We start from the raw sequence: 23,791 nt of genomic DNA on the forward strand, positions 1-23,791 counted from the left end.
TACCCGCCCGCGTCGGCCTCGCGGCTGATCTCGGTGGTCCCGGGTCCACCCGTGGTCGGACCCTAGGGCAGCCGGAGGCCGCCGGCGTGGTGGACGTGGAACCAGCGGTAGCCGTACCCGTCGAGGGCCAGCTCGGCCGCGCCGTCGTCGTCCAGGACGAGGCGTTCGTCGCTGAGCAGGCTCTCGAGGGTGGACCCGGCCGGGGCGTCGACCCGCAGCGGGACGGTGCGTGCAGCCCCGCCGAGGTTGTGGACGGCCACGACCATCCGCCCGTCCCACGCGACGCAGTGGGCGAGGACCTCCGGGTGGGGCTGGTCGAGGACGTGGAAGGTGCCGCGGCCGAGCTCGGGGTGGGAGCGGTAGGTCTGGACGAGCTGGCGCACGAAGCTCCACAGCGAGTCCGGGTCGCGCATCTGGTCCCACGCGTTGACGAACTGGGGGCCGTAGCCGTCCGGCACCGGGCGGGCCACGAGCTTGGCGGGCGCGGCGGTGGAGAAGGCGCCGTTCGGCTCCGGTGACCACTGCATGGGGGTGCGGACCGCCATGCGGCCGTCGGCGGCGAGGTCCTCACCCATGCCGATCTCCTCGCCGTAGAAGAGCGACGGCGTGCCGGGCAGGGAGAACAGCAGGGAGTAGACGAGGCGGATGCGCCGCGGGTCGCCGTCCATCATCGGCGGTACCCGCCGCTTGAGACCGCGCCCGTAGATCTGCATCTCCTCCTCCGGCCCGAAGGCGGCGAAGACCTCCGCACGCTCCTCCTCGGAGAGCTTGTCGAGGGTGAGCTCGTCGTGGTTGCGCACGAAGGTGGCCCACTGGCAGTCCTCGGGGATCTCCGGGCGGGTCAGCAGCGCCTCGGTGAGCGGCCCGGCGTCGCCCCGGGCGAGGGAGAGGTAGAGCTTCTGCATCGTGATGAAGTCGAACATCATGTGGAGCTGGTGGCCGTCGCCGAAGTACGTCACCTGCTCCTCGTGGGGCACGTTGACCTCCCCGAGCAGGACCGCGTCGCCCCGGCGGCGCGAGAGGAAGGCGCGGATGTCCTTGAGGTGGTCGTGCGGGTGGGCCATCGCGTCGGCGTCCTGGCCGGTCATGCCGATGTCCTCGAGGAAGAAGGGCACGGCGTCGACCCGGAAGCCGTCGATGCCCAGCTCGAGCCAGAAGCCGACGACCTTCATGATCTCGTCGCGCACCTTGGGGTTGGCGACGTTGAGGTCGGGCTGGTGGGAGTAGAAGTGGTGGAGGTACCACTCCTCGGTCTTCTCGTCGAGGGTCCAGATGCCCTCCTCCTGGTCGGGGAAGACGGCCATGTCGGAGGTGTCCGGCGGGGTGTCGGCGCGCCACACGTAGTAGTCCCGGTACGGGTTGTCCTTCGACCGGCGGGCGGCCTTGAACCAGGGGTGCTGGTCGGAGGTGTGGTTGATGAGGAGGTCGACGATGACGCGCATGCCGCGGTCCTTGGCGGTGCGGACGAGCTCGACGACGTCGCCCAGGCTGCCCAGCCGCGGGTCGACGGCGTAGAAGTCGGTGACGTCGTAGCCGTCGTCACGGTCCGGCGTGGGGTAGAAGGGCATGAGCCACAGGCACGTGACGCCGAGCTGGTCGAGGTAGCCGATCCGGTCGACGAGGCCGGCGACGTCCCCCACGCCGTCACCGTCGGAGTCGAAGAAGGTCTCGACGTCGAGGCAGTAGATGACGGCGGTCTTCCACCACTGGTCGGAGGTCTCGGTGATGCGGGTCATGCGCCCTGTGTACCGGTGGGGGAGCGCCGGGGCATCCGGGGCGGGCTACGCCCGGCGAGCCGCGAGGTAGCCGGCCGCCCCCGCGAGGAGGGCGACGCCGGCGAGGAGCGCGGCGAGGAACAGCATGCCGGGGGTGTCGAGAACGACCGTCCGCGGTCCTCCGGAGACGAGCGGCGCGGAGGAGGCCCACCCGAAGCTGGGCGTCTCGCGGACGAACGTGCCCCACACCCCGACGACGAGCAGGAGAGCGCCGGCAGCCGCCGCGAGGCGCAGGCGCGTGGTTCCGGCGTCGGGCGGGCCGGGCAGTGACATGTCGTGCCTTCCGTCGGGTCGCCAGCCACCGTAGCGGCGCGCCGCGACCCGCGGGCCGGAACGGTCAGCCGACGGCGGAGGCGTCGGGCACGAGCGCCGGGCAGGTGCCGCCGGGCTCGACGAGCGCCTCGACGTGCCACGGCTCGTTCTCGTAGACGAGGCACAGGCCGAACTCGCCCCCGTGCTGTGCCAGCCAGCTGCGGGACTCGGCCGGACCGACGTCGATCGCGGTGCCCTGGACGTGCGCGGACTGCTCGGGCGGCAGCACCCACCGGCGGGCGGCCTCGGGGGAGCCGTGCTCCTCGACGGCCTCGTCGAGCAGCCGCTGCTGCTCCTGCGCCGTGCGGGCCCCGGAGGTGACGCGCAGCGGGTAGCCGTCCTCGGCGGCCGCGGCCTGCGCACGCAGGAAGCGGGCCGTGAGGACCGGGTCGAGCCCGGCGAGCTCGGGCTGCTCGCCCGTGGGGACGGCGGCCGGCGCCCGGTCCAGCGGCTCCTGGGCGACGGCGCCCAGCGGGCCCGGGCGACCGAGCACCGCGGCGATGACGACGACGACCGCTGCGACGACGACGAGGACGAGCAGCCGGCGGTGGGTCTCGGCGGGGTGCTGTGGTGTGCTCACACCACGAGCCTGGCCGGACCGGCCGCCTCGCCGCGTCGACCCGGCGACGGATCGTCACGGCGCCGGGTCAGACCGGGGGTGGACCCCCGCGTCCACCCGGCTACCGGCGGACGGAGCCGCGGGGAGCCGGGCCGGGCTCAGCAGCGCACTCACTGAACACGTGGGGTCGAGGGGCGGTCCGGTCGTGGACGCGCCGCCCGCCTCTCCGCCACGAGTCTGACTGGCTGGAGCCCGGAGCCGGGGTGGTCGGTGCACCATGGGTGGATGACGACGGCGGACCGTCACGAGTGCGCGGCAGCCCTGGTCGCGGCGGGGCGGCCGGCCGTCGTGCTCGAGCTCGGCTGCGGGAACGGGGCGGCGCTGGCGCTGCTGGTAGAGCGGCTGCCGACGGCCCGGCTCGTCGGCGTCGACCGCTCGGCGACGGCGCTCACCCGCGCCGCGCAGCGGCTCGCGGAGCCGGTGCGGAGCGGTCGGGTGACCCTCCTGAGAACGGCTGCGGGCGGGCTCGACCTTCCGGACGGGAGCGTGGACGCCGCCTTCGCCGTCGACGTCAACCTCTTCTGGACCGGCACCGCCACGCCCGAGCTCGCGACGCTGCGCCGTGTGCTGCGGCGCGGGGGAGTGCTGCACCTCGTCGTCGCGCCGCCCGCACCGAACCCCCGGGTGCGCGCGGGGATGGAGACGGCCCTGCAGGGTGCGGGCTGGACCACGACGGCGGTGGTCGAACGGGGGGCAGTCGTCGCCGTCTCCGCGACCCCGGCGTGAGCCTGCTCCTCGCCCGGCGCGGCGCGTGGTTTCTCCCCGCCCGCCGCGCCGGCTCCGCGGGCACCGTGCGCCCGCTGGTCCACGGTGCGGGTGGTCTGCCACCCGCACCGTGGACCCGGGAGGCGCACAGTGGGAGCAGACCGGCTCAGACCGCGTCCATCGACCGCCCGGTCTCGACGAAGGTCTTGAGCCCGGACAGCGACCACGGCCAGCCACCGCCGCCGCCCTGCGGGTCGCCGCCGCCGTTGAGCTCCTCGGCCTGGTCGGGCGCGGCGCTCACGTCGTGGGTGAGCACGACCTTGGTCTGGCCGTTGGGGTACTCCGTCAGCTCCCAGGTGAGGCGGGTGGCCGGCGCCCCGGGCCGCCACGTGGGGCTCCAGGACAGCACGAGGAGCCGGGGCGGGTCGATCTCGACGACCTCGCCCTCGACGGCCACCGGTCCCATGCCGAAGGCGACCATGTCCGGGGTGGAGAGGTTGCGGTAGGTGCCGCCGGGGCGGGGGTCGATCTCGACGTCGCCGCCGTAGCCCCACTGGGTCGTGCCCTCGGAGGTGGTGATGGCGTCCCAGATCCGCTGGGCCGGAGCGTTGATGTAGATGGTGTGGATGACGGCGGTGCTCATGACGGGTCCTTGTCCTCGAGTCGTTCCTTGAGATCGATGAGGGCGTCGGCGGTGCGCGCCCTGTCGGTGTACTTGCCGATCCAGCGGCGGTGGATCTGCTGGACCGGCACCGGGTTGAGGTAGTGCTCCTTGACCCGGCCGACCTTGCGGGTGGTCACCAGGCCTGCCGCCTCGAGGAGGCGCAGGTGCTTGGCGACGCCGAACCGCGTCATCTCGACGTGCTCGGCGACGACGGCCTCGAGCTCCCCGAGCGCACGTCCGTCGCGCTCGAAGAGGGCGTCCAGGAGCAGCCGGCGGACAGGGTCCGCCAGTGCCTTGAACACGAGGTCCTCGTCCACACGGCGAGCATAGGTGACCAAACGGTCACCTAACAAGACCCTCGGCCCGACTGTGCGCCCGCTTGTTCCACCGTGCGCCCGGTCGACGAGGCGCACGGTGGACCCACGGGAGCAGGGTGCGGAGAAGGAGGCCCTAGGAGAAGGGGCCTCCGGGAGCGGAGGGACCGGCGGCGGGGAGGGCGTGAGCGGAGGGAGGCGGCCGGCCGGCCGTGGGTCAGCCGGCCTGCGCGCCGAGGACCTCCGCCGCGTAGCGGTCGAGCAGCGCGGCCACCTGCTCCGGGTGGCTGAGGGCGGCGAGGTGGCCGCCGTCGACGTCGTCGGGGACGGTCCCGAGGCGCTCGCGGGCGAGGCGGTGCTGGAAGTCGCGGGGGAAGAGCCGGTCGTCGCGCCCGGTGATGACGCGGGTGGGGACGTCGGGCCACCGGGTGAGCGGCCACGGGTCGGCGAAGGGCCTGCCGGACTGCTCGCTGTCCCGCTCGCCCTCCTCGGCGAAGAGCTCGGGCGGCACGTCGTGGCCGTAGAGCACCGCCTCGTCCTCGAGGTCCGCCTCGCTGAGCCCGATGCCCCGCGCGTGCTCGACCATCGCCTCGTGCTGCCCCGTCACCTGCCACCAGTCCCCGCCGGTCTCACCCGGCGTCGGGACCATGGCGTTGTGCAGGACGAGGAGGCGGACCGGGAGGCGCTCGCAGACGAGCGGCGCGGTGAGCGCCCCCATCGACAGCGCGACGACGGCGAGGTCCTGCGCCCCGGCCGGCACCGCACCGACGACGGCGTCGACGTACTCACGCAGCCCGGCGTCGTCGTCGCCGGCGGGGAGGTCGACGGGGGCGGCGCGGTGGCCGCGGGCCTCGAGCTCACGGGCGACGAGGTGCCAGATCCAGCCGGAGCCGCCGGCCCCGGGCAGCAGCATGAAGGTAGCCATGGAGAGACAGACGGGCCGGGGACCCGAAAGTCGTCGGGCGGCGTGTCCTCAGGCGCGCAGGGCCGGCAGCAGCTCCCGCTCGGCGAGCTCGAGGAAGGGCGCCTGGTCCTGGCCGACGTGGTGGAGGTACACCTCGTCGAAGCCGAGCTCCTCGTACTCGCGCAGCTGCTCCACCAGCCCGGCCACGGAGTCGGTGACGACGACGGCCCCGGCGATGACGTCGTCGGGCACGTACCTCCCGATCCGGTCGAAGTCCTCGGGCGTGGCGGTGTCGTGGGCGATCGGCTCGGGGAAGGTGTTGTTCTGCCACTGGTCGCGGGCGATGTCGCGTGCCTCGCTCAGCGTGGGGGCGATGGAGACGTGCACCTGGAGGGCCAGCGTGCCGTTCCCACCCGCCTCCCGGTAGGCGCCGACGATCTCGCGCATCGACTCGATCTCGGTGTTGATCGTGATGAGGCCGTCGGCCCAGCGGGCGGCGCGCGCGGCGGTGCCGGGGGACAGGGCCGGGCCCATGAGCGCCGGCGCCTCCTGCGGCACGTCGTAGAGGCGGGCGCGCTCCACCGTCACGTGCCGGCCCCGGAAGGTGACCTCCTCACCGGCGTGGAGACGGCGGATGACCTCGACGCACTCCTCGAGCCGCTCCTGGCGCAGGTCCTTGCCGATCCACTTGGCGCCCGTGATGTGCTCGTTCATGTTCTGCCCGCTGCCCAGCGCCACCCAGAAACGGCCGGGGAACATCTCGGCGAGCGTGGCCGAGGCCTGCGCGACGATCGCCGGGTGGTAGCGCTGTCCGGGGGCGTTGACCGTTCCCAGGCGCAGGGTCGTCGTCGCGAGGGCGGCGCCGAGCCACGACCAGGTGAACCCGGAGTGGCCCTGCCGCGCGGACCACGGGGCGAAGTGGTCGGAGCACATCGCCATGTCGAAGCCGGCCCGTTCGGCCTGCTGGACGTCGCGGAGGAGCTGGGAGGGGGCGATCTGCTCGTGCGAGGCGTGAAATCCGTAGCGAGGCATACGCCCTGTCTAACGTGCGGTGCGTCGTCCGGCACCCGGAGCCTTGCCCCTCGTGGGTGCCCCCGGCAATACTCGCCCGGGTGATCCGCCGCCTCGCCCCCGTCTGTGTCCTCGCGCTTCTCCTCACCGCCTGCTCGGGCCCCGAGGACGACGGCCTGGACGACGCCGCCTCCGCCCTCGCCTCCGCACTGGCCGGGCAGAGCCTCGACGGCGTGACCCTCACCGACCCGGCGGCCGCCGAGTCCTTCGCCGAGCTCGTCGAGCCGCTCGCGGAGTACGAGGTCGTGGTGGAGGCCCAGGAGGTGACGCGCGCTGAGGACGACGGCGGCGCGAGCGTCGACCTCGCGTGGTCGTGGACGATCGAGGACCACGAGTGGGCCTACACGACGACGGCGGAGCTCGTTGAGCAGGAGGACGACGCCGGCTGGGCGGTCACCTGGCAGCCCGACGTCCTCGCCCCCGGCCTCGCCGAGGGGGAGCGCCTCGAGGTCAGCCGCACCCTGCCCGAGCGCGCCGACGTCCTCGGTGCCGACGACGAGGTCATCGTCACCGACCGTCCCGTCGGCCGCTACGGCCTGGACAAGACCCTCGTCGAGGCCGACGAGGTGGGGGAGCGCGCCGAGGAGGTGGCCGAGGCGCTCGGGATCGACCCCGCCGCCTTCCGCGAGCGCGCCGAGGCGATGGGACCGCGGGCGTTCGTCGAGGCGATCGTCCTGCGCCCGGAGGACGCCGAGGACGTCGACGAGGACTTCGCCGACATCCCCGGTGCCCGCGTCGTCGAGGACGCCATCCCGCTGGCCCCCACCCGCGAGTTCGCCCGCGAGCTCCTCGGGAGGGTCGGGCCGGCGACGGCGGAGGTCGTCGAGGCCTCCGAGGGCCGCGTCCGCGCCGGTGACGAGGTGGGCCTGTCCGGCCTCCAGTCCGCCTTCGAGGACCAGCTGCGCGGCACCCCCGACATCGAGGTGGCCGCCGTCGACGCCGCCGACGCGCGCCGCACCCTCTTCGAGGGGCAGGGCGCCGAGCCGGAGGACCTGCGCCTCACCCTGGACGTCGACGTCCAGCAGGCCGCCGAGGAGGTCCTCTACTCCAGCGAGGACACCGAGGGCTCCGCGAGCGCGATCGTCGCGCTGCGTCCCTCCACCGGCGAGGTGCTCGCCGCGGCGAACGGCCCGGGCAACGAGGGCCTCAACGCCGCGACCGTCGGCCAGTACGCGCCCGGCTCCACCTTCAAGGTCGTCACCTCCCTCGCGCTGCTGCGCGCCGGACTCGCGCCCGACGACGCCGTCACCTGCTCGGAGAGCCTCACGGTCGACGGCCGCGAGTTCACCAACTACGACGACTACCCCGCCTCCGCGCTCGGCGAGGTGCCCTTCCGCACCGCCCTCGCGCACTCGTGCAACACCGCCCTCATGGACCAGCGCGACCTCCTCGAGGACGGTGACCTCGCCGCGGCCGCGGAGGCGCTGGGCATCGGTGTCGAGCGCGACCTCGGCTTCCCCGCCTACCTCGGTCAGGTCCCCGCGCCGGAGAGCGAGACGGAGCGGGCCGCCTCCCTCATCGGGCAGGGGCGCGTGCTCGCCAGCCCCCTCGCGATGGCGACGGTCGCCGCGTCGGTCCAGGCCGGCCACGCCGTCCTCCCGCAGCTCGTCGCCGACACCACTCCGGAGGCCGCCGAGCCCGCCGAGCCGCTCACCGAGGAGGAGGCCGCGCAGCTGCGCGAGCTCATGCGCGGCGTCGTCACCGAGGGCTCCGGCATCGCCCTCGACGACGTCCCCGGCGAGCCCGTCCTCGCGAAGACCGGCACCGCGGAGTACGGCAACCCCGACGACGACGGCGCGCACGAGACGCACACGTGGATGATCGCCGCCCAGGGCGACCTCGCCGTCGCCGTCCTCGTCGAGACCGGCGTCTCCGGTGCGCAGACCGCCGGGCCGATCCTCGAGGAGCTCCTCACCGCGCTGGCCGACTGATCACACCCGCGAGCGTTCCTCCAGCGCGACCGCGAGGTCCTCGCCGGCGTACCCGGCGTGGAGGAGGACGTGGAGGAGCAGCCGCGCCTTGCGCCCGGAGAGCTCGCCGGCCATGAGCACCCCCGCCTCGATGAGCTGCGCCTCGGAGCCGATGTACCCGTAGGTGGCCCGGCCCGTGCCCCCGCGGGAGGTGCGGGAGGAGACCACGACGACGACGCCGTCGGCCACCGCTCCCGCGAGCACCTGCGAGGTGGCCGCCGAGACGTGCCCGAGCCCGCTGCCGTCCACGACGAGGGCGCGGAAGCCCGCGGCGAGGAGGGCACGGACGACCCTGCCGTCGTCGGCGAGGGGCGCCTCGACGAGGGCGACGTCGACCGGTCCGGCCTCCGGCGGGGGCAGCGGGGCGGGCCGCGCGGCGGCCGGCGAGGCGAAGCGGGCGTGGCGCTCCTGGACCCGGCCCACGGGTCCGAAGCCCGGTGAGACGAAGGTGTCGAGCGCCGTCGAGCTCTCCTTCGTCACCCGGGCGGCGAGGTGGATCTCGTCGTTGAGGACGACGAGCACGCCCCGCCCGCGCGCCTCGGCGGCCAGCGCGACCCGGGCGGCGGCGAGGAGGTTGGCCGGCGCGTCGGTGCCGGTGAGGTCGGCCTGGCGCATCGCGCCGGTGACGACGAGCGGCTCGGGCCGGTCCCACAGGAGGTCGAGGAGGTAGGCCGTCTCCTCGAGCGTGTCGGTGCCGTGGGTGACGACGACGCCGCGCGCGCCGTCGTCCACCTGTGCGCGCGCCCACGTGAGGGCCTCGAGGACGTCGCCGACCTCGACGGAGGCGGAGGGCTTGGTGCACACGGACGTCACGAGCACGGCGGCGAGGTCGGCGAGCTCGGGGACGCCGCGGACGAGGGCGACGGCGTCGAGGCGGGGCTGGGCGGCGGCCCCGGGCGCGGGGGCGGTCATCGCGATGGTCCCACCCATCGCGGCCACGGCAAGGATCGGCTGCATCCCGCCAGGATGCCACCCGCGGGACCTTGGACCCGTGACGCCGCCCGCCCCACTGCCCGACACTGGACATATGGCACGAACCTCACGCGTGGCCGCTGCCGCCGCCACCCTGCTCCTCGTCCTCACCGCCTGCTCCGAGGCCGCGGAGGACACCGCGGCCGCGCCCGGACCCGCGCCGCTCCTCGCCGAGCACGGCCTGGACGGCATGAGCGGCAAGGAGATCGTCGACCACCTCGACCGGCTCGACGGCGCCGAGCGGCCCACCGACCTCACGGCCTCCGTCCGCCCCGAGGAGCTCATCGTGTCCGACGGCACCGAGGAGCTCGCCGTCGCGCTGCCCGAGGACGAGTTCTACCTGTCCGTCGCGCCCTACGTGGACAGCAGCCACGAGTGCTTCTTCCACTCCTTGACGACGTGCCAGGGCGAGCTCACCGAGGCGGACATCGAGGTCACCTTCACGACGACGGACGGCGAGGTGCTGCTCGAGGAGACGACGACGACCTTCGCCAACGGCTTCGCCGGCTTCTGGCTCCCGCGCGACGTCGAGGGCGTCCTCGAGGTCACCCACGACGGCCGGACCGGCCAGGTCCCCGTCGCCACCGGCGAGGAGGACCCGACCTGCCTCACCACGCTGCGGCTCGTCTGACTCCGCTCGCCGGTCACGCGGCGCCGTCCTAGCGTGAGCGCATGAGCGATCAGCCCAGCGACACCATCAAGGACCCCGAGGACTGGACCACCGGCGAGGAGCCCGCCACCGGCGCCCAGCTCAGCTACCTCAGCACCCTGGCCCGCGAGGCCGGGCGCGAGGTCCCCGAGAACCTCACGAAGGCCCAGGCGTCCAGCCTCATCGACGAGCTGCAGCAGGGCAGCGACCGCGTCAGCGGGGACTGACGGGCTCCGGCTCCGGCGCCGCCTCCAGCCCGCCGAGCACCCAGCGCAGGCTGCGCGTGGCCGCGTGCCCGGCGGCGGCGCCGAGGGTCGCGTCGCGGCGCGGGTGGTCGGGCAGGCGCAGCGGCTCGCGCGCCCAGCGCGGCAGGGTCGCGACCGCCGCCCGTCCGATGAGGGCGTAGCCGGCCCGCGCCGGGCCGGTGACCGGGGGGCGGTGGAGGAGGAACTGGGCCGCCTCCAGCGCCTCGGGTGTCGAGCGCAGCTCGGACCGGTAGTGCTCGAGGGCGGCACGGAGCTCGGCGTGCGTCGTCGGCACCGCCTCCCCGCCGAGCCGCCGGGCGACGCCCGCCGCCTGCGCGACGTAGGTGTCCGTCTCCGCCGCCGTCAGCGGCCGGGTGCCGAAGCGCTGGTGGGCGGTGAGGAAGCTGTCGACCTCGGCGATGTGCACCCACGTGATGAGGTGGGGGTCGTCGGCCCGGTAGGGGACGCCGTCCGTCGTCGTGCCGGAGATGTGCCGGTGGACGGCGCGGACGATCGCGATCGCCCGCTCCGCGTCCTCCACCTTCGCGTAGGTCGTCTCGGCGATGAAGGTGCTCGTGCGGGCCAGCCGCCCCCACGGGTCGTTGCGGTAGTCGGAGTGCTGCGCGACGGCGGCCATGGCCAGCGGGTGCAGCGACTGCAGGAGCAGGGCGCGCAGCCCGCCGACGTACATCGACGCGTCACCGTGGACCCGCTGGACGGGGTCCTGCGGGCCGAACCAGCGCTCGCCGGGCTCACCGTGGATCCGGTGGCGCGCGTCGTGCGCGTCCGGTCCCGCGACTCGGGCCAGCAGGAGGTCACTGAGCCGCCTGCGGGCGGCGTGTACGGGCGTCACCTCCCCAGTCTGCGTGATCCCCGACGGCGGTGCGCACCGGGCGGGTGCAGGCTCAGGTGCTCGCGGTGGCGTCCGCGCCGGTGCCGGTCTCGCGGATCTGGACGACCTCACCGAGGCGGGTGACGTCGAGGAGGAAGCGGACGAGGTCGGGCGGGTCGACGAAGACGGCGGTGTGGTGCCCGACCGCGAGGCGGGCGAGGCTCGTCAGCGCGAGGGAGTCCATGAAGGTGACGGACCGGGTGTCGACCTCCACCGGGAGGTCTCCGGTCCGGGCCTCGGTCACGGCGTGCTCCAGGGCCTGCTCCATGAGGGCGTCGACCTCGCCGCCCAGCTCGAGCCGGACCAGGCCGTCGCTGCGCCGCAGGCGCACCCAGCCCTGGTGGTTCGCCGGTCCTGTTCGCTCCATGACGTCCCCCACGCCGTGATCGTGGGGTGATCATGGCACGGCGTGGCCCGCACCGGAACGGTTTGCCACCTGTTTGTCAGGTGGACCGGTCGCCGCCGAGGAGGGCGAGCGCCTGGGCGAGGGTCTCCCACGGGGCGCCGAGGGAGACGACGCGCGCGTGCAGCTCGCGTGCCGCGGCTGCCGCGGCGCGCTCCTCCACGGAGACGAGGAGGTCGGCGTAGCGCGGGTCGAGGAGGTGGTGGTTCCCGGCGGCGTGGGCGGCGAGGAGGTCGAGGACCACCGCGAGGTCGCGGGACTGCTCCTCGGGCCGCTCGCGTTCCGAGGCGGCGACGTAGTCGAAGACGCCCGCCCACAGGCGGGCCTTGCCGCCCGCGTGCCGGCGGTCGAGGACCGTGCCCAGCGGTACGCGCGGCTCCTCGCCGTGCGGCCCCTGCTCCTGGAAGTCGACGACCTCGTGGGCCAGGCGCAGGAAGTTGTCGTCGGTGAGCGAGGCGCCCACGACGAGCAGGTGCCGGGTGAGCATGAGCGCCTGGACCACCGAGCCGAGCGGCCGTGACCGGGAGTCGTACCGGACGAAGTCGCTGCGGGTGAGGACGATCCCAGCGGGGTCTCCGACGTCGCCGTGCATCTTGAGGACCCACGGGCTCCCGCTCACCGGCTGTCCGTAGGGCAGGGCCGGCACGGCGTCGGTGCCCTCGACGTCACGGGCGGCGCTCTCGTAGAGCGCGTCGTAGTTCGTCGTGACGATCTCCCGGCAGCCCAGCGCGGCGAGCAGGCTGTGGGTGATCGCGTAGCGGTCCACGCTGGAGGTCTCGCGGGCGACGGCGGCACCGAAGTCCGCACCGAGCTCGCGGCGCAGCAGCTCGGCCCGGTCGAGAGGGGAGGGGACGTCGTCGAGGTCGACGCCGGACTGCTCGGCGATGGTCGCGATGAGCGCCTCCCACGACGGCAGGCCCGCCGCCATGCTCACGCCGGCACCGACGAAGAGCGCGAGCTCCCCGCGGCGCGCGCGCTCGGCCAGACCGCGGGCAGCGTCGGCCGCCTCCGGCGAGACGTCCGGCTCCAGCCCGCGGACCAGGCGCGCGGCCTGGAAGGCGGTGTAGTCGGACGGCGTGGCGGCGACGATGACGACGTCGAGGTCGTGCCCCGCCACGGCCTCCTGGCAGGTGGCGAGCTGGGCGTCGACGACGGCGCCCGTGACGTCCGCGAAGCCGCCACCGCCGGTGCCGAGCGTGGGCAGCGCGACGAGCAGCTTCGCCCGGCCGGCACCGGGTGCCAGACCCGCGGCAGCGACGTCCTCCAGCGCGCCGCGCAGCCGGTCCATGACGGCGCGCAGCTCGCTGCTCGTGTCACCCTCCCCGCGCACGACGTCGACGAACCACGCCGGCTGACGGAGCCCGCGCGAGCGGCCGCGGCCGACGCCCTTCTCGGCCCAGCCCTCCGGCTCGAGCCCGCCGACCTCCTCCGCGCCCACGCCGAGCGCGTGGTGCCAGTGCTCCTCGACGACGAAGGCCCGGTCGGTGGGCACGACGACCGCGTCGCAGTCCAGGTGCCCGATCCGGCCCTGGACGACGAAGACGTGCCCCATGCGCCGACGCTACCCGGAGCGGCCCTGACGCGCTCATGCACAACTGGTGGACAACGCTGTGGACAGCCGTGGCCGCCGCGCGTCCGGTCTCCGCCGCGCCTACCGTGGGCCGCACCCACCAGTCCCCGGGAGGACCCATGTCAGGTACCCACTCCGACCACCCCCTCGCCGTCGTCACCGGCGCCTCGAGCGGGATCGGCCGCGAGGTCGCCATCCTGCTGGCCGAGCAGGGCTACGACCTCGTCGTCTGCGCCGACGACGCCGAGATCCACACCGTCCTGCCCGAGTCCGCGGGACTCACCGTCGAGCCCGTCCAGGCGGACCTGTCCACCTACGACGGCGTGGAGGACCTCCTCGACGCCGTGGGGGACCGCGACGTCGATGCCCTCGTCCTCAACGCGGGCGTCGCCGTCGGCGGGGACTTCGTCGAGACGTCCCTCGACGACGACCTCGCCCTCATCGGCCTCAACATCAGCGCCAACGTCCACCTCGCCAAGCGCCTCCTTCCCCGCATGGTCGCCGCCGGACGCGGGCGCGTCCTGCTCACCGGCTCGGTGACGAGCATGATGCCGGGGCCCTACTACGCCACCTACAGCGCCTCCAAGGCCTTCCTCCTCAACTTCGCGCAGTCCGTGAGGTACGAGCTGAAGGACACCGGCGTCACCCTCACGACGATGATGCCCGGCCCCACCGACACCGAGTTCTTCGCACGTGCCGGCATGGAGGACACGCGGGTGGGGCGGAGCGACAGCAAGGACGACCCCGTCGAGGTCGCCCGTGACGGGATCGCCGCGATGCTCGAGGGCAAGGACGACGCCGTCGTCGGCGCCACCGTGCGCAACACGCTCATGTCCCGCGCCACCAAGCCGTTGCCCGAGCGGACCAAGGCGGCCACCCAGGCCCGGCTCACCAAGCCGCTCGAGGACGGCGACTGAGCCCCGGGCGGGCGGGGGCACCGCCGTCGTCCTAGCGTGAGCAGATGCGAGTCATCGGAGTCACCACGCCCGGCGGACCTGAGCAGCTGGAGGTCCTCGACCTGCCCCTTCCCCAGCCCGGGCCCGGCGAGCTGCGGATCGCCGTCGTCGCGGCCGCCGTCAACCCCACCGACACCGTGCTGCGCGAGCGGGGAGGCCCCGACGGCCTCGAGCCACCGTGGGTGCCCGGCATGGACGCGGCCGGCGTCGTCGACGCCGTCGGGGAGGGGGTCGAGCTGTCCCCGGGTGACCGCGTGGTCGCGATCATCGACCCGCGCACCCCGCGGGGCGGTGCCTACGCCGAGCTCGTCGTCGTCCCCGCCGACGGCGTCGCCCGCCTGCCCGACGACGTCGACCTCGTCGCCGCGTCCTCTCTCCCGCTCAACGCGCTCACCGCCCGCCACGCCCTGCGGCGCATGCGGGTGCCGCGGGCCGGCACGATCGCGGTGACCGGGGCCGCGGGTGCGGTCGGCGGGTACGCGATCGAGCTGGCCAAGCACGCCGGCCTGCGGGTCGTCGCGGACGCCAAGGAGGAGGACCGGGCCCTCGTCGAGTCCTTCGGCGCCGACCTCGTCCTGCCGCGCGGGGAAGGGTTCCCCCAGGCGGTGCTCGAGCACGAGCCCGGCGGCGTGGACGCGCTGCTCGACGCCGCCGTCATGGGCGCCGCCGTGCTGCCCGCGGTGCGGGACGGCGGGGTCGTCGCGTGCGTGCGCGCCTTCGACGGGGAGCCCGAGCGCGGCATCGACGTCTACGCCATCACCCCGGCCGACTACGTGCACGACGCCGAGGGGCTGGCCGAGCTCGTCGACCTCGCCGCGCACGAGGTGCTGTCGCTGCGCGTCGCCCGGACCTTCCCCGCCGAGGAGGCCGCCGAGGCCCACCGACAGCTTGAGGCGGGCGGCACGCGTGGGCGGCTGGTGCTGACCTTCTGACGGCGGCCCGAGGGGCACGGCGCGCGGGACGTCGGCGGCGGCTGGCACGATGGGCGGCATGACCCACCCCGTGAGGATCGCCGTCCAGCTCCAGCCCCAGCACGCCGACTACGGCCAGATCCGCGACGCCCTGCTACGCGCGGAGGACGCCGGCGCGGACGTCGTCTTCAACTGGGACCACTTCTTCCCGCTCACCGGGGAACCGGACGGCAAGCACTTCGAGTGCTGGACGATGCTCGGGGCGTGGGCAGAGCAGACGAGCCGCGTCGAGATCGGCGCGCTCGTCACGTGCAACAGCTACCGCAACGCCGACCTCCTCGCCGACATGGCCCGCACGGTCGACCACATCAGCGGCGGTCGGCTCATCCTCGGCATCGGGGCGGGCTGGTTCGAGCGCGACTACGACGAGTACGGCTACGAGTTCGGCACACCCGGGACACGGCTGGCCGACCTCTCCCAGGCGCTGCCCCGGATCAAGGAGCGCTGGACCCGGCTCAACCCGCCGCCCACCCGTGACATCCCGGTCCTCGTGGGCGGGGGAGGGGAGCGCAAGACGCTGCGCTACACCGCCGAGCACGCCGACATCTGGCACAGCTTCGCGGACCTGGAGACGCTGCGGCACAAGAGCGCCGTCCTCGACCAGCACTGCGCCGACGTCGGGCGCGACCCCGGCGAGATCGAGCGCTCGGTGGCCGTCAAGGGCGACCCGCGCGACAGCGGCGAGGCTCTCGTCGAGGCCGGTGCGACCCTCTTCACCGTCTCCGCGAGCGGCCCTGACTACGACCTCTCCTCGCTGAGCGAGTGGGTCGCCTGGCGCGATGCCCGCTGACGCCCGCACCGGCGTCGCGGCCCGTACCGGGCGCGGCCAGCCGGTGCCCCAGCTCGTCCGTGGCTTCCTCATGGGCGCCGCGGACATCGTCCCCGGCGTCTCCGGAGGGACCATCGCGCTGGTCCTGGGCATCTACGAGCGCCTCGTCCACGCGATCTCCACGGCCGCCTCCGCGCTCGGCGCGCTCGTGCGAGGAGACCTGCGCGAGACCGGTCGCCGGCTCGCGGCCGTCCCGTGGGTCTGGGTCCTGTCCCTGCTCGCCGGCATCGGGGCGGCAGTCGTCCTGCTCTCCGGTCCGCTCGAGCAGCTCCTCGCCGAGCGGCCGCAGGAGATGGCCGGCCTGTTCTTCGGGCTCATCCTCGGGGCGGTCGTCGTGTCGTGGCGGCTGGTCAAGCAGCCGCGGCCCTGGCTCGGTGTCGTCGCGGGCGCAGCGGCCCTCGCCTTCTTCCTCTTCCTCGGGCTGCAGGACACCACCCATGCCGCCGGCTCCGAGGCCGTGACGAGGCCGGTGTGGGCGTTCTTCCTCGCCGGCGCCGTCGCGATCTGCGCGATGATCCTGCCCGGCATCAGCGGCTCGTTCATCCTCGTGCTCCTCGGGATGTACACCGAGGTGCTGGGGGCGGTGAACGAGCGGCAGATCGGCGTGCTCCTCGTCTTCCTGCTCGGCTGCGGCCTCGGGCTGGCGGCCTTCTCCTCGCTGCTCACCTGGCTCCTCGACCGGCACCACGACCTCGTGCTCGCGGCGCTCATCGGCCTCATGCTCGGCTCCCTGCGCATCCTGTGGCCCTGGCCGCACGGCCTGGAGACCACGTCGCTCGGCGCGCCGTCGGGTCCGGTGCTCGTCCCGGTGCTGCTCGCGCTGGGCGGGTTCGCCGTCGTCGTCGGCGTCGACCTGCTCGGACGGCGGGTGTCGAGCCGGCGGGAGCGTGCGACGCCGTAGCGGCGAGCGGTTGCCGACCCCGCCGTCAGCCCGGACCGTTGAGGGATGACGACACGCGACGAGCTGCAGGTGATCGCACGGGACCAGTTCGGGTGGGAGGACCTGCGCGGCGGCCAGCTCGAGGCGATCGAGGGCGTCGTCGCCGGGCGTGACGTCCTCGCCATCATGCCCACCGGCTACGGCAAGTCCGCCATCTACCAGGTGACGGGCGTCGTCCTGCCGGGGGCGACCGTCGTCGTCTCCCCGCTCATCGCCCTCCAGGGCGACCAGATCGCCGGCATCACCGACGCGCCCGAGGCGCCGGACGCCGTCGCCCTCAACTCCGCGCTGCCGGCCGCGGAGCGCAAGGAGGCGTGGCGGGCCGTGACGGCGGGGGCGGCGGAGTACTTCTTCCTCTCCCCGGAGCAGCTGGCCAAGGACGACGTCGTCGAGCGGCTGGCGGAGGTCGGCCCCTCGCTCGTCGTCGTCGACGAGGCGCACTGCGTCTCCGCCTGGGGCCACGACTTCCGCCCCGACTACCTGCGCCTCGGCCACGCGATCGACCGGCTCGGCCGCCCACCCGTCGTCGCCCTCACGGCGACGGCGGCTCCTCCCGTCCGCGACGACATCGCCCAGCGCCTTGGGCTGCGCGACCCGCTGCTCATCACCCGCGGCTTCGACCGGCCCAACCTCGAGCTGCGCGTGGTGCGGCACGTGGACGCCGGGCGCAAGCGCCGGGTGCTCCTGGAGGACGCCGCCACGCTCCCGGGCCCCGGCCTCGTGTACGCCGGGCGCCGCAAGGACACCGAGGAGCTCGCCGCCGAGCTCACCGAGCGCGGGCTGCGCGCCGCCGCCTACCACGCGGGGCTGCGCGCCCCGGTGCGCGAGCAGGTCCACGAGGACTTCTCCGCGGGCCGGCTCGACGTCGTCGTCGCGACCTCCGCCTTCGGCATGGGCATCGACAAGGCCGACGTCCGCTTCGTCCTGCACGCCGACCCGCCCGGCTCCCTCGACAGCTACTACCAGGAGGTCGGCCGCGCCGGCCGCGACGGCGAGCCCGCGCTGGCGGTGCTCCACTACCGTCCCGAGGACCTCGGGCTGCGGTCCTTCTTCGCGACGGCGATCGTCCGTGAGGAGGACCTGCGCGCGGTGCTCGGTGCGGTCCGCCGCGCCGACCGCCCGCTGGGCGTGACGGCGCTGCGCGACGCGCTGGAGCTGCCGCCCCGGCGGGTGACCGCCGCCGTCAACCTCCTCCAGGAGGTCGGCGCCGTCCGGCAGACGCGGCGCGGGATCGTCGCGCGCGGCAAGCAGCGGGCGGGGGAGGTCGTCGCCCTCGCCGAGGAGCAGACCGAGTCCCGCCAGCGGGTCGAGCGCTCCCGCGTGGAGATGATGCGCAGCTACGCCGAGACGCTGTCCTGCCGCCGTGAGTTCCTCCTCGGCTACTTCGGCGAGGACTACCCCGGGCCGTGCGGGAACTGCGACACCTGCGCGGCCGGGACCGCCCAGGAGCGCGCCGCCGAGGACGCGGCCGCCGCGGGCGACGGACCGGGCATGCAGGACGAGGTGGTCCACGAGCAGTGGGGCCGCGGCACGGTGATGAGCACGGAGGACGACCGCCTCACCGTGTTCTTCCCCGACGAGGGGTACAAGACCCTGTCCAAGCAGGTGGTGGAGGAGCAGGGGCTGCTGCGCACCTCGGACTGACCCACCGGTTCACCGTTCCCGCCGCCGGCTCCGTGCTTGACTCGACGGGACGACGACGTGAGGAGACCCGGTGAGGGTGCGCGTACTCCTGGCTGCGGTGGCGGCCCTGCTCCTCCTGGGCGGCTGCGCGGAGCGACCGGCCCCGCGGGGCGGTGAGGACAGCCGGGCGGACCCGGTCGACCTCGTCGGCCTGTGGCGGGTCAGCGGAGCGGGCGAGGCCCGCGACACGTGGCTGCGGCTCGACGGGGGCGGGCTCGTCCTGTGGCGCGGGCCGGCGGTGCTGTCGGGCAGCTGGACCGCTGACGGACGGACGATCCTCGCGGCGGTGGACGGCTACTCCGGCCAGCCGGTCGACGACATCTCCCCGGACTGGCTCGTCGGCGCCCACGGCTACCGGGTCTCCGAGGACGGGTGGCAGCTCGAGGACGACGACGGCGCGGTCGTGGCCACCCTCGCCGTCGACGGCGCTCCCGAGCCCGTCGACACCGTAGCCGAGTGGTACGCGGAGCCACCGGAGGTCACCGACGACGTGCGGGCAGCGCTGGCCGTCCCGGAGCTCCCGGACGGTGCCCGGACGGCGAGCGCCGAGCACCTCCTCGGCAGGTGGGTGCCGGCCGGTCCGGCCGTCGAGACCGAGCCCTACGTCGTGTTCGAGGACGACGGGACCTGGGGCGGCAGCGACGGGTGCAACGGGCAGGGCGGCCGGTGGACCGTCTCGGAGGGGCGACTGCTCGCGCTGTCCGGACCGATGACCCTCATCGGCTGCCCCGGAGCGCCGGTGGGCGCCTGGGTCGGTGGCGCCTCCCACGCCGTCGTCGACGGTGCCGAGCTCGTGCTCCTCGGCGCGGACGGTGCCGAGCTCGGCCGCCTCGTGCGCGGCTGACCCCCGAGCACGGCGTGCTGCGCCGTCGTAGCCTCCCCGGATGGACCCAGTAGCGGCACTCAAGCGCGTGGCCTACCTCATGGAGCGCGAGCGCGCGGAGGCCCGGCGCGCCACCGCGTTCCGCAAGGCCGCGCGACGCCTGGAGGACCTCGACCCGCAGGAGCTGGAGCGGCGCCTCGCCACCGGGACGCTCACCGAGCTGCCCGACGTCGGGCAGCGGACGGCCGGCGTCGCGATGGACGCCGCGCGCGGGCAGGTGCCCGACTACCTCACGGCACTGGAGGAACGGGCGGGTGCACCGCTCGCGGAGGGCGGGGAGGAGGTCCGCGGCTGGTTGCGCGGTGACCTCCACTCCCACTCCGAGTGGTCCGACGGCGGCACCCCGATCATCGACATGGCCCGAGCCGCCGTCGAGCTCGGGCACGACTACCTCGCGCTCACCGACCACTCCCCGCGGCTCACGGTCGCGCGCGGCCTGTCGCCCGAGCGGCTGCGTGAGCAGCTCGACGTCGTCGACGCGCTCAGTGCCGAGCTCGCGCCGTTCCGGGTCCTCACCGGCATCGAGGTCGACATCCTCGACGACGGCGAGCTCGACCAGGAGCCGGAGCTGCTCGCCCGCCTCGACGTCGTCGTCGCCAGCGTCCACTCCAAGCTCCGGATGGACAGCCGCGCGATGACCCGGCGGATGGTCGCCGCCGTCGAGCACCCGCTCGTCGACGTCCTCGGGCACTGCACCGGGCGGCTCGTCACCGGCGGTCGCGGCACCCGGCCGGAGTCGGAGTTCGACGCGGAGGCGGTCTTCGGTGCGTGCCGGGACAACGACGTCGCCGTCGAGCTCAACTCACGGCCGGAGCGGCTCGACCCGCCCATGCGGCTGCTCGAGCTCGTCGTCGACCTCGGGTGCCTCGTGGCGATCGACACCGACGCCCACGCGCCGGGTCAGCTGGAGTTCCTCGACCACGGCTGCGCGCGCGCCGCTGAGGCGCAGGTCCCGCGCGACCGGATCGTCAACGCGCTGCCCCTGGACGATCTCCTCGCCTGGACCAACCGGTAACCGGCCGCCCCCACCCCCGCTCCCCGCCCCACCCCACCCTCTCCCGCCGAGCGCTGAGTTCTTCCGGGACCTGTGGACGGGGCCGCTGCCCACAGGTGCCGGCTCAGCGGGGACGCGGCTCGTGGACGTCCGGGCGCAGGCGCTCGGGGATGCGGTCTCGCTCGAAGGTGATGGACGTCTGGCCGTGCGGGGTGGGGCGGCCGTCGTCGCCGAGGTTGACGAAGACGATCGAGTCGATCGTGAGGATGCTGTGGCGGGTGAAGAGGTTGCGCACCTCGGCGCGCATCGTCAGCGAGGTCCGTCCGAACCGGGTGGCCCGCAGGCCCATCTCGACGATGTCGCCCTGCGTGGCCGAGCTGAGGAAGTTGATCTCCGACATGTACTTCGTGACCACACGCTCGTTGCCGAGCTGGATCATCGCGTAGATCGCCGCCTCCTCGTCGATCCACCGCAGCAGGCTGCCACCGAAGAGGGTGCCGTTGGCGTTGAGGTCCTCGGGCCGGATCCACTTGCGGGTGTGGAAGTTGATGTCGTCGGAGTGCATATGTCCAGGTTAGGGCGGCGAACCGGCACAGACCCGGCGGGACGGGCGTGCGACCCGCCACGGCTCACCGTGTCGGAGCGGGGCGCCGGGGAACCTGCGCCCGTCACCGCGCGGCAGCCGACTATCGTCGAAGGTGATGATCACCCGACGCGACGCTGCCCAACGCCTGGACATCCCGGTGGAGATGGCCACCCGGCACGGCCTGCCCCCGAGGCTCACCGAGAGCCAGCTGCGTGAGATCGAGGACAACCCGCCACCGTGGCTGGTCCAGTCCCGCGCCAACCGGACCGGCAAGGCCGTGTGGGTCGACCTCGAGTGCACCGTCTGCGGGTTCACCGAGAAGGCCCGGCCGAAGAAGTGGTGGCCGAGCTTCACCCACCTCAGCTGCGACGACCACCGACCGGGGGACCTGCCGCGTCCTCTCCCCGGCCACGAGCGGGACGAGGTCCTGGGCATCGGCAGCCGATTCGTCGGCGTGGTCGACACCCCTCGGGACTGAGGCTGGCAGGATCACCCCATGAGTGACCAGCCGGGACCCCTGCTTCTCCTCGACTCCGCCTCGATGTACTTCCGGGCCTTCTTCGCCCTCCCGGACACGATGAGGTCCCCGGACGGGACCCCGATCAACGCCGTCCGCGGCTTCCTCGACGCCATCTCCAGGCTCGTGGAGGCGCACCGGCCCTCGCGCGTCGTCGCGTGCTGGGACGACGACTGGCGCCCCGCCTTCCGCGTCGCCGCCATCCCCTCCTACAAGGAGCACCGGCTCTCCGACGACGGCGGCGAGGAGGTCCCCGAGCTGCTCACCGCCCAGGTGCCGATCATCGTCGACGTCCTCGCGGCGCTCGGGATCCCGCGCCTCGGCTCGCCCGGCTACGAGGCAGACGACGTCATCGGCACGCTCGTCGCGCGCGAGGTCGCGGCCGCCGACCGCGCACGCGAGGTGCTCGTCATGACGGGGGACCGCGACCTGTTCCAGCTCGTCGACGACGATGCGGGCGTCACCGTCCTCTACCCGATGCGCGGACAGAAGGAGCCGCAGCGCATCGACGAGGAGTGGCTACGGGAGAAGTACGGGGTCGAGGGCGGACAGGCCTACGCCGACATGGCCACCCTGCGCGGGGACCCCAGCGACGGCCTGCCGGGCGTCGCGGGCATCGGGGAGAAGACCGCCGCGTCGCTCCTCGCCCAGCACGGCACGCTCGCCGGGATCATCGAGGCCGCGAACGACTCCGGCTCCTCGCTCACCGCCACCCAGCGCAAGCGCATCCTCGCCGCGGCCGACTACCTCGCCGTCGCCCCGACCGTCGTCCAGGTGGCCCGCGACGCCCCGGTCGCCGAGGACCGCGGCGAGCTGGGTGAGGTGCCTGCGGACGGGGACGCGCTCCTCGAGCTGGCCGAGCGGTGGGGGCTGGAGTCCCCGCTCCGGCGCCTCGTGGACGCCTGCGCCGCGGCGTCCTGACGCGGCGCGGTCAGCCGGTGATCCGCTGACCGGGGATGTCGGCCGGGAACTGTACTCTCGGCGCAGAGGGTGGCAGGTACGCGACGACGAGAGGAAGCCGCCGATGGACAGGCAGCAGGAGTACGTGCTCCGCGCGATCGAGGAGCGTGACATCCGGTTCATCCGGCTGTGGTTCACCGACGTCCTCGGCGTGCTGAAGTCCGTGGCCATCGCGCCGGCCGAGATCGAGGCCGCCTTCTCCGAGGGCATCGGCTTCGACGGCAGCTCCATCGAGGGCCTCACCCGGGTCTACGAGGCGGACATGCTCGCCAAGCCGGACCCGTCGACCTTCCAGCTGCTGCCCTGGCGCGGGGACGAGCAGGGGGTCGCGCGGATGTTCTGCGACATCCTCACCCCCGACGGCGAGCCGGCCCGCTCCGACCCCCGCAACGTCCTCAAGCGCACCCTCGAGCGCGCCAAGGACGCCGGCTTCACCTGCTACACGCACCCCGAGATCGAGTTCTACCTCTTCGAGCAGCGGCGCAGCCCCGACGACCCGCTCGTCCCCATCGACACGGCCGGCTACTTCGACCACGTCGCCCGCGGCACCGCCCACGACTTCCGGCGCGACACCATCACGCTGCTCGAGTCCATGGGCATCTCGGTGGAGTACTCCCACCACGAGGCCGGGCCGGGCCAGAACGAGATCGACCTGCGCTACGCGGACGCCCTGTCCACGGCGGACAACATCATGACGTTCCGCACGGTGGTCAAGGAGGTCGCCCTCCAGCAGGGCATCATGGCCACCTTCATGCCCAAGCCCCTCATCGAGGCTCCCGGCTCGGGCATGCACACGCACTTCTCCCTCTTCGAGGGAGATGCCAACGCCTTCTACGACCCCGCCGGGCAGTACCAGCTGTCCTCGACCGGCCGCTCGTTCATCGCCGGCCTGCTCCACCACGCCGCCGAGATCGCCGCCGTCACCAACCAGTACGTCAACTCCTACAAGCGGCTGTGGGGCGGGGGAGAGGCACCCAGCTACGTGTGCTGGGGGCACAACAACCGGTCCGCGCTCGTCCGCGTGCCCATGCACAAGCCGGACAAGGGCCCCTCCACCCGCGCCGAGTACCGCGCGCTGGACTCCGCCGCCAACCCCTACCTCGCCTTCGCCGTCCTCATCTCGGCCGGCCTCAAGGGGATCGAGGAGGGCTACGAGCTGCCCGACGGCGCCGAGGACAACGTGTGGGCGCTGTCGGACGTCGAGCGCAAGGCCATGGGCATCAAGCCGCTGCCCGGCAGCCTCGAGCAGGCGCTGGAGGTGCTGGAGTCCTCCGAGCTCGTCGCCGAGACCCTCGGCGAGGACGTCTTCGAGTTCTTCGTCCGCAACAAGCGCCAGGAGTGGACCGAGTACCGCTCCCAGGTGACGCCCTACGAGCTGCGTAGCCTGCTGCCCGGCACCTGACCCGC

Annotated in this window: 26 protein-coding genes; 14 read left to right on the forward strand and 12 right to left on the reverse strand. The window is 73.9% G+C overall.

The features are described 5' to 3' along the window. Nucleotides 1-62 precede the first annotated feature (62 nt). The 3 genes from H9624_RS02000 to H9624_RS02010 all read right to left on the reverse strand — a co-directional run bounded on the left by H9624_RS02000 (nt 63) and on the right by H9624_RS02010 (nt 2,667). Nucleotides 63-1,736: an alpha-amylase family protein gene (locus H9624_RS02000; protein WP_251838235.1), complete on the reverse strand. Its 1,674-nt coding sequence runs from the start codon at nt 1,734-1,736 to the stop codon at nt 63-65. A 45-nt stretch (nt 1,737-1,781) separates the two neighbouring features. Beyond that, the gene (locus H9624_RS02005) at nt 1,782-2,048 is read right to left on the reverse strand and encodes a hypothetical protein (protein WP_251838236.1); all 267 of its coding nucleotides are present in this window, start codon (nt 2,046-2,048) and stop codon (nt 1,782-1,784) included. Nucleotides 2,049-2,112: 64 nt separating this feature from the next. Next, nucleotides 2,113-2,667 (reverse strand): M15 family metallopeptidase, encoded by a 555-nt coding sequence (locus H9624_RS02010; protein WP_251838237.1) that lies wholly within the window; start codon nt 2,665-2,667, stop codon nt 2,113-2,115. Nucleotides 2,668-2,931: 264 nt separating this feature from the next. Between H9624_RS02010 and H9624_RS02015 the strand changes: the two genes are divergently transcribed. Continuing rightward, nucleotides 2,932-3,432 (forward strand): class I SAM-dependent methyltransferase, encoded by a 501-nt coding sequence (locus H9624_RS02015; protein WP_251838238.1) that lies wholly within the window; start codon nt 2,932-2,934, stop codon nt 3,430-3,432. Between the two features lie 145 nt (nt 3,433-3,577). Here H9624_RS02015 and H9624_RS02020 read toward each other — a convergent pair whose 3' ends face one another. From H9624_RS02020 to H9624_RS02035, 4 genes are all read right to left on the reverse strand, one after another. Beyond that, nucleotides 3,578-4,054: an SRPBCC domain-containing protein gene (locus tag H9624_RS02020; RefSeq protein WP_251838239.1), complete on the reverse strand. Its 477-nt coding sequence runs from the start codon at nt 4,052-4,054 to the stop codon at nt 3,578-3,580. Then, a complete protein-coding gene (locus H9624_RS02025; RefSeq protein WP_286010657.1) occupies nt 4,051-4,413 on the reverse strand; it encodes an ArsR/SmtB family transcription factor in 363 nt (120 codons plus the stop codon). Before H9624_RS02025 ends, H9624_RS02020 begins: the two co-directional genes overlap by 4 nt. A gap of 193 nt (nt 4,414-4,606) precedes the next feature. Then, nucleotides 4,607-5,314 carry an alpha/beta fold hydrolase gene (locus H9624_RS02030; protein ID WP_251838240.1) on the reverse strand — a complete coding sequence of 236 codons (708 nt, stop codon included), beginning with the start codon at nt 5,312-5,314 and terminating at the stop codon, nt 4,607-4,609. Between the two features lie 48 nt (nt 5,315-5,362). After that, nucleotides 5,363-6,325, reverse strand: coding sequence for a TIGR03885 family FMN-dependent LLM class oxidoreductase (locus H9624_RS02035; RefSeq protein ID WP_251838241.1), 963 nt, complete (start codon nt 6,323-6,325; stop codon nt 5,363-5,365). Between the two features lie 80 nt (nt 6,326-6,405). Between H9624_RS02035 and H9624_RS02040 the strand changes: the two genes are divergently transcribed. After that, nucleotides 6,406-8,295, forward strand: a complete 1,890-nt coding sequence (locus H9624_RS02040; RefSeq protein WP_251838242.1) for a penicillin-binding transpeptidase domain-containing protein — start codon at nt 6,406-6,408, stop codon at nt 8,293-8,295. Here H9624_RS02040 and H9624_RS02045 read toward each other — a convergent pair whose 3' ends face one another. After that, nucleotides 8,296-9,291, reverse strand: coding sequence for an asparaginase (locus H9624_RS02045; protein WP_251838243.1), 996 nt, complete (start codon nt 9,289-9,291; stop codon nt 8,296-8,298). It lies immediately after the preceding gene. Between the two features lie 70 nt (nt 9,292-9,361). On the opposite strand from H9624_RS02045, the gene H9624_RS02050 reads away from it, so the two are divergent. Together H9624_RS02050 and H9624_RS02055 are read left to right on the forward strand one after the other, a co-directional pair. Continuing rightward, nucleotides 9,362-9,937, forward strand: a complete 576-nt coding sequence (locus H9624_RS02050) for a CueP family metal-binding protein (RefSeq protein WP_251838244.1) — start codon at nt 9,362-9,364, stop codon at nt 9,935-9,937. Nucleotides 9,938-9,978: 41 nt separating this feature from the next. Then, complete coding sequence (locus H9624_RS02055; protein ID WP_251838245.1) at nt 9,979-10,182, forward strand: DUF3072 domain-containing protein; 204 nt, start codon at nt 9,979-9,981, stop codon at nt 10,180-10,182. Here H9624_RS02055 and H9624_RS02060 read toward each other — a convergent pair. The 3 genes from H9624_RS02060 to H9624_RS02070 form a co-directional block, all read right to left on the reverse strand. After that, a complete protein-coding gene (locus H9624_RS02060) occupies nt 10,169-11,053 on the reverse strand; it encodes an oxygenase MpaB family protein (RefSeq protein WP_251838246.1) in 885 nt (294 codons plus the stop codon). The genes H9624_RS02055 and H9624_RS02060 overlap by 14 nt on opposite strands. Before the next feature lie 52 nt (nt 11,054-11,105). Then, nucleotides 11,106-11,471 carry an STAS domain-containing protein gene (locus tag H9624_RS02065; RefSeq protein ID WP_251838247.1) on the reverse strand — a complete coding sequence of 122 codons (366 nt, stop codon included), beginning with the start codon at nt 11,469-11,471 and terminating at the stop codon, nt 11,106-11,108. Nucleotides 11,472-11,535: 64 nt separating this feature from the next. Continuing rightward, complete coding sequence (locus tag H9624_RS02070) at nt 11,536-13,047, reverse strand: SIR2 family protein (protein ID WP_251838248.1); 1,512 nt, start codon at nt 13,045-13,047, stop codon at nt 11,536-11,538. 137 nt (nt 13,048-13,184) lie between these two features. On the opposite strand from H9624_RS02070, the gene H9624_RS02075 reads away from it, so the two are divergent. From H9624_RS02075 to H9624_RS02105, 7 genes are all read left to right on the forward strand, one after another. After that, the gene (locus tag H9624_RS02075; RefSeq protein WP_251838249.1) at nt 13,185-13,982 is read left to right on the forward strand and encodes an SDR family NAD(P)-dependent oxidoreductase; all 798 of its coding nucleotides are present in this window, start codon (nt 13,185-13,187) and stop codon (nt 13,980-13,982) included. Nucleotides 13,983-14,026: 44 nt separating this feature from the next. Beyond that, nucleotides 14,027-14,953 (forward strand): quinone oxidoreductase family protein, encoded by a 927-nt coding sequence (locus H9624_RS02080; protein ID WP_251838250.1) that lies wholly within the window; start codon nt 14,027-14,029, stop codon nt 14,951-14,953. Nucleotides 14,954-15,011: 58 nt separating this feature from the next. Continuing rightward, on the forward strand, nt 15,012-15,782 hold the full coding sequence (locus tag H9624_RS02085) for an LLM class F420-dependent oxidoreductase (protein ID WP_251838251.1): 771 nt from the start codon (nt 15,012-15,014) through the stop codon (nt 15,780-15,782). After that, complete coding sequence (locus tag H9624_RS02090; RefSeq protein WP_251838252.1) at nt 15,772-16,722, forward strand: DUF368 domain-containing protein; 951 nt, start codon at nt 15,772-15,774, stop codon at nt 16,720-16,722. The genes H9624_RS02085 and H9624_RS02090 overlap by 11 nt, the downstream gene beginning before the upstream one ends. Before the next feature lie 45 nt (nt 16,723-16,767). Next, on the forward strand, nt 16,768-18,405 hold the full coding sequence (locus tag H9624_RS02095) for a RecQ family ATP-dependent DNA helicase (RefSeq protein ID WP_251838253.1): 1,638 nt from the start codon (nt 16,768-16,770) through the stop codon (nt 18,403-18,405). A gap of 70 nt (nt 18,406-18,475) precedes the next feature. After that, nucleotides 18,476-19,288, forward strand: a complete 813-nt coding sequence (locus H9624_RS16800; protein WP_251838254.1) for an META domain-containing protein — start codon at nt 18,476-18,478, stop codon at nt 19,286-19,288. Nucleotides 19,289-19,328: 40 nt separating this feature from the next. Continuing rightward, nucleotides 19,329-20,342 carry a PHP domain-containing protein gene (locus tag H9624_RS02105; protein WP_251838255.1) on the forward strand — a complete coding sequence of 338 codons (1,014 nt, stop codon included), beginning with the start codon at nt 19,329-19,331 and terminating at the stop codon, nt 20,340-20,342. Between the two features lie 103 nt (nt 20,343-20,445). Here the strand turns inward: H9624_RS02105 and H9624_RS02110 are convergent, their stop codons facing one another. Next, nucleotides 20,446-20,886, reverse strand: coding sequence for an acyl-CoA thioesterase (locus tag H9624_RS02110; protein WP_251838256.1), 441 nt, complete (start codon nt 20,884-20,886; stop codon nt 20,446-20,448). A gap of 136 nt (nt 20,887-21,022) precedes the next feature. Here H9624_RS02110 and H9624_RS02115 point away from each other — a divergent pair, with 136 nt between their 5' ends. From H9624_RS02115 to H9624_RS02125, 3 genes are all read left to right on the forward strand, one after another. Next, nucleotides 21,023-21,385: a hypothetical protein gene (locus H9624_RS02115; RefSeq protein WP_251838257.1), complete on the forward strand. Its 363-nt coding sequence runs from the start codon at nt 21,023-21,025 to the stop codon at nt 21,383-21,385. 18 nt (nt 21,386-21,403) lie between these two features. After that, the gene (locus H9624_RS02120; RefSeq protein ID WP_251838258.1) at nt 21,404-22,345 is read left to right on the forward strand and encodes a 5'-3' exonuclease; all 942 of its coding nucleotides are present in this window, start codon (nt 21,404-21,406) and stop codon (nt 22,343-22,345) included. Between the two features lie 103 nt (nt 22,346-22,448). Then, the gene (locus H9624_RS02125) at nt 22,449-23,786 is read left to right on the forward strand and encodes a glutamine synthetase family protein (RefSeq protein WP_251838259.1); all 1,338 of its coding nucleotides are present in this window, start codon (nt 22,449-22,451) and stop codon (nt 23,784-23,786) included. Nucleotides 23,787-23,791: the final 5 nt, after the last annotated feature.

The organism is Oceanitalea stevensii, assembly GCF_014837105.1.
GTDB lineage: Bacteria > Actinomycetota > Actinomycetes > Actinomycetales > Actinomycetaceae > Oceanitalea > Oceanitalea stevensii.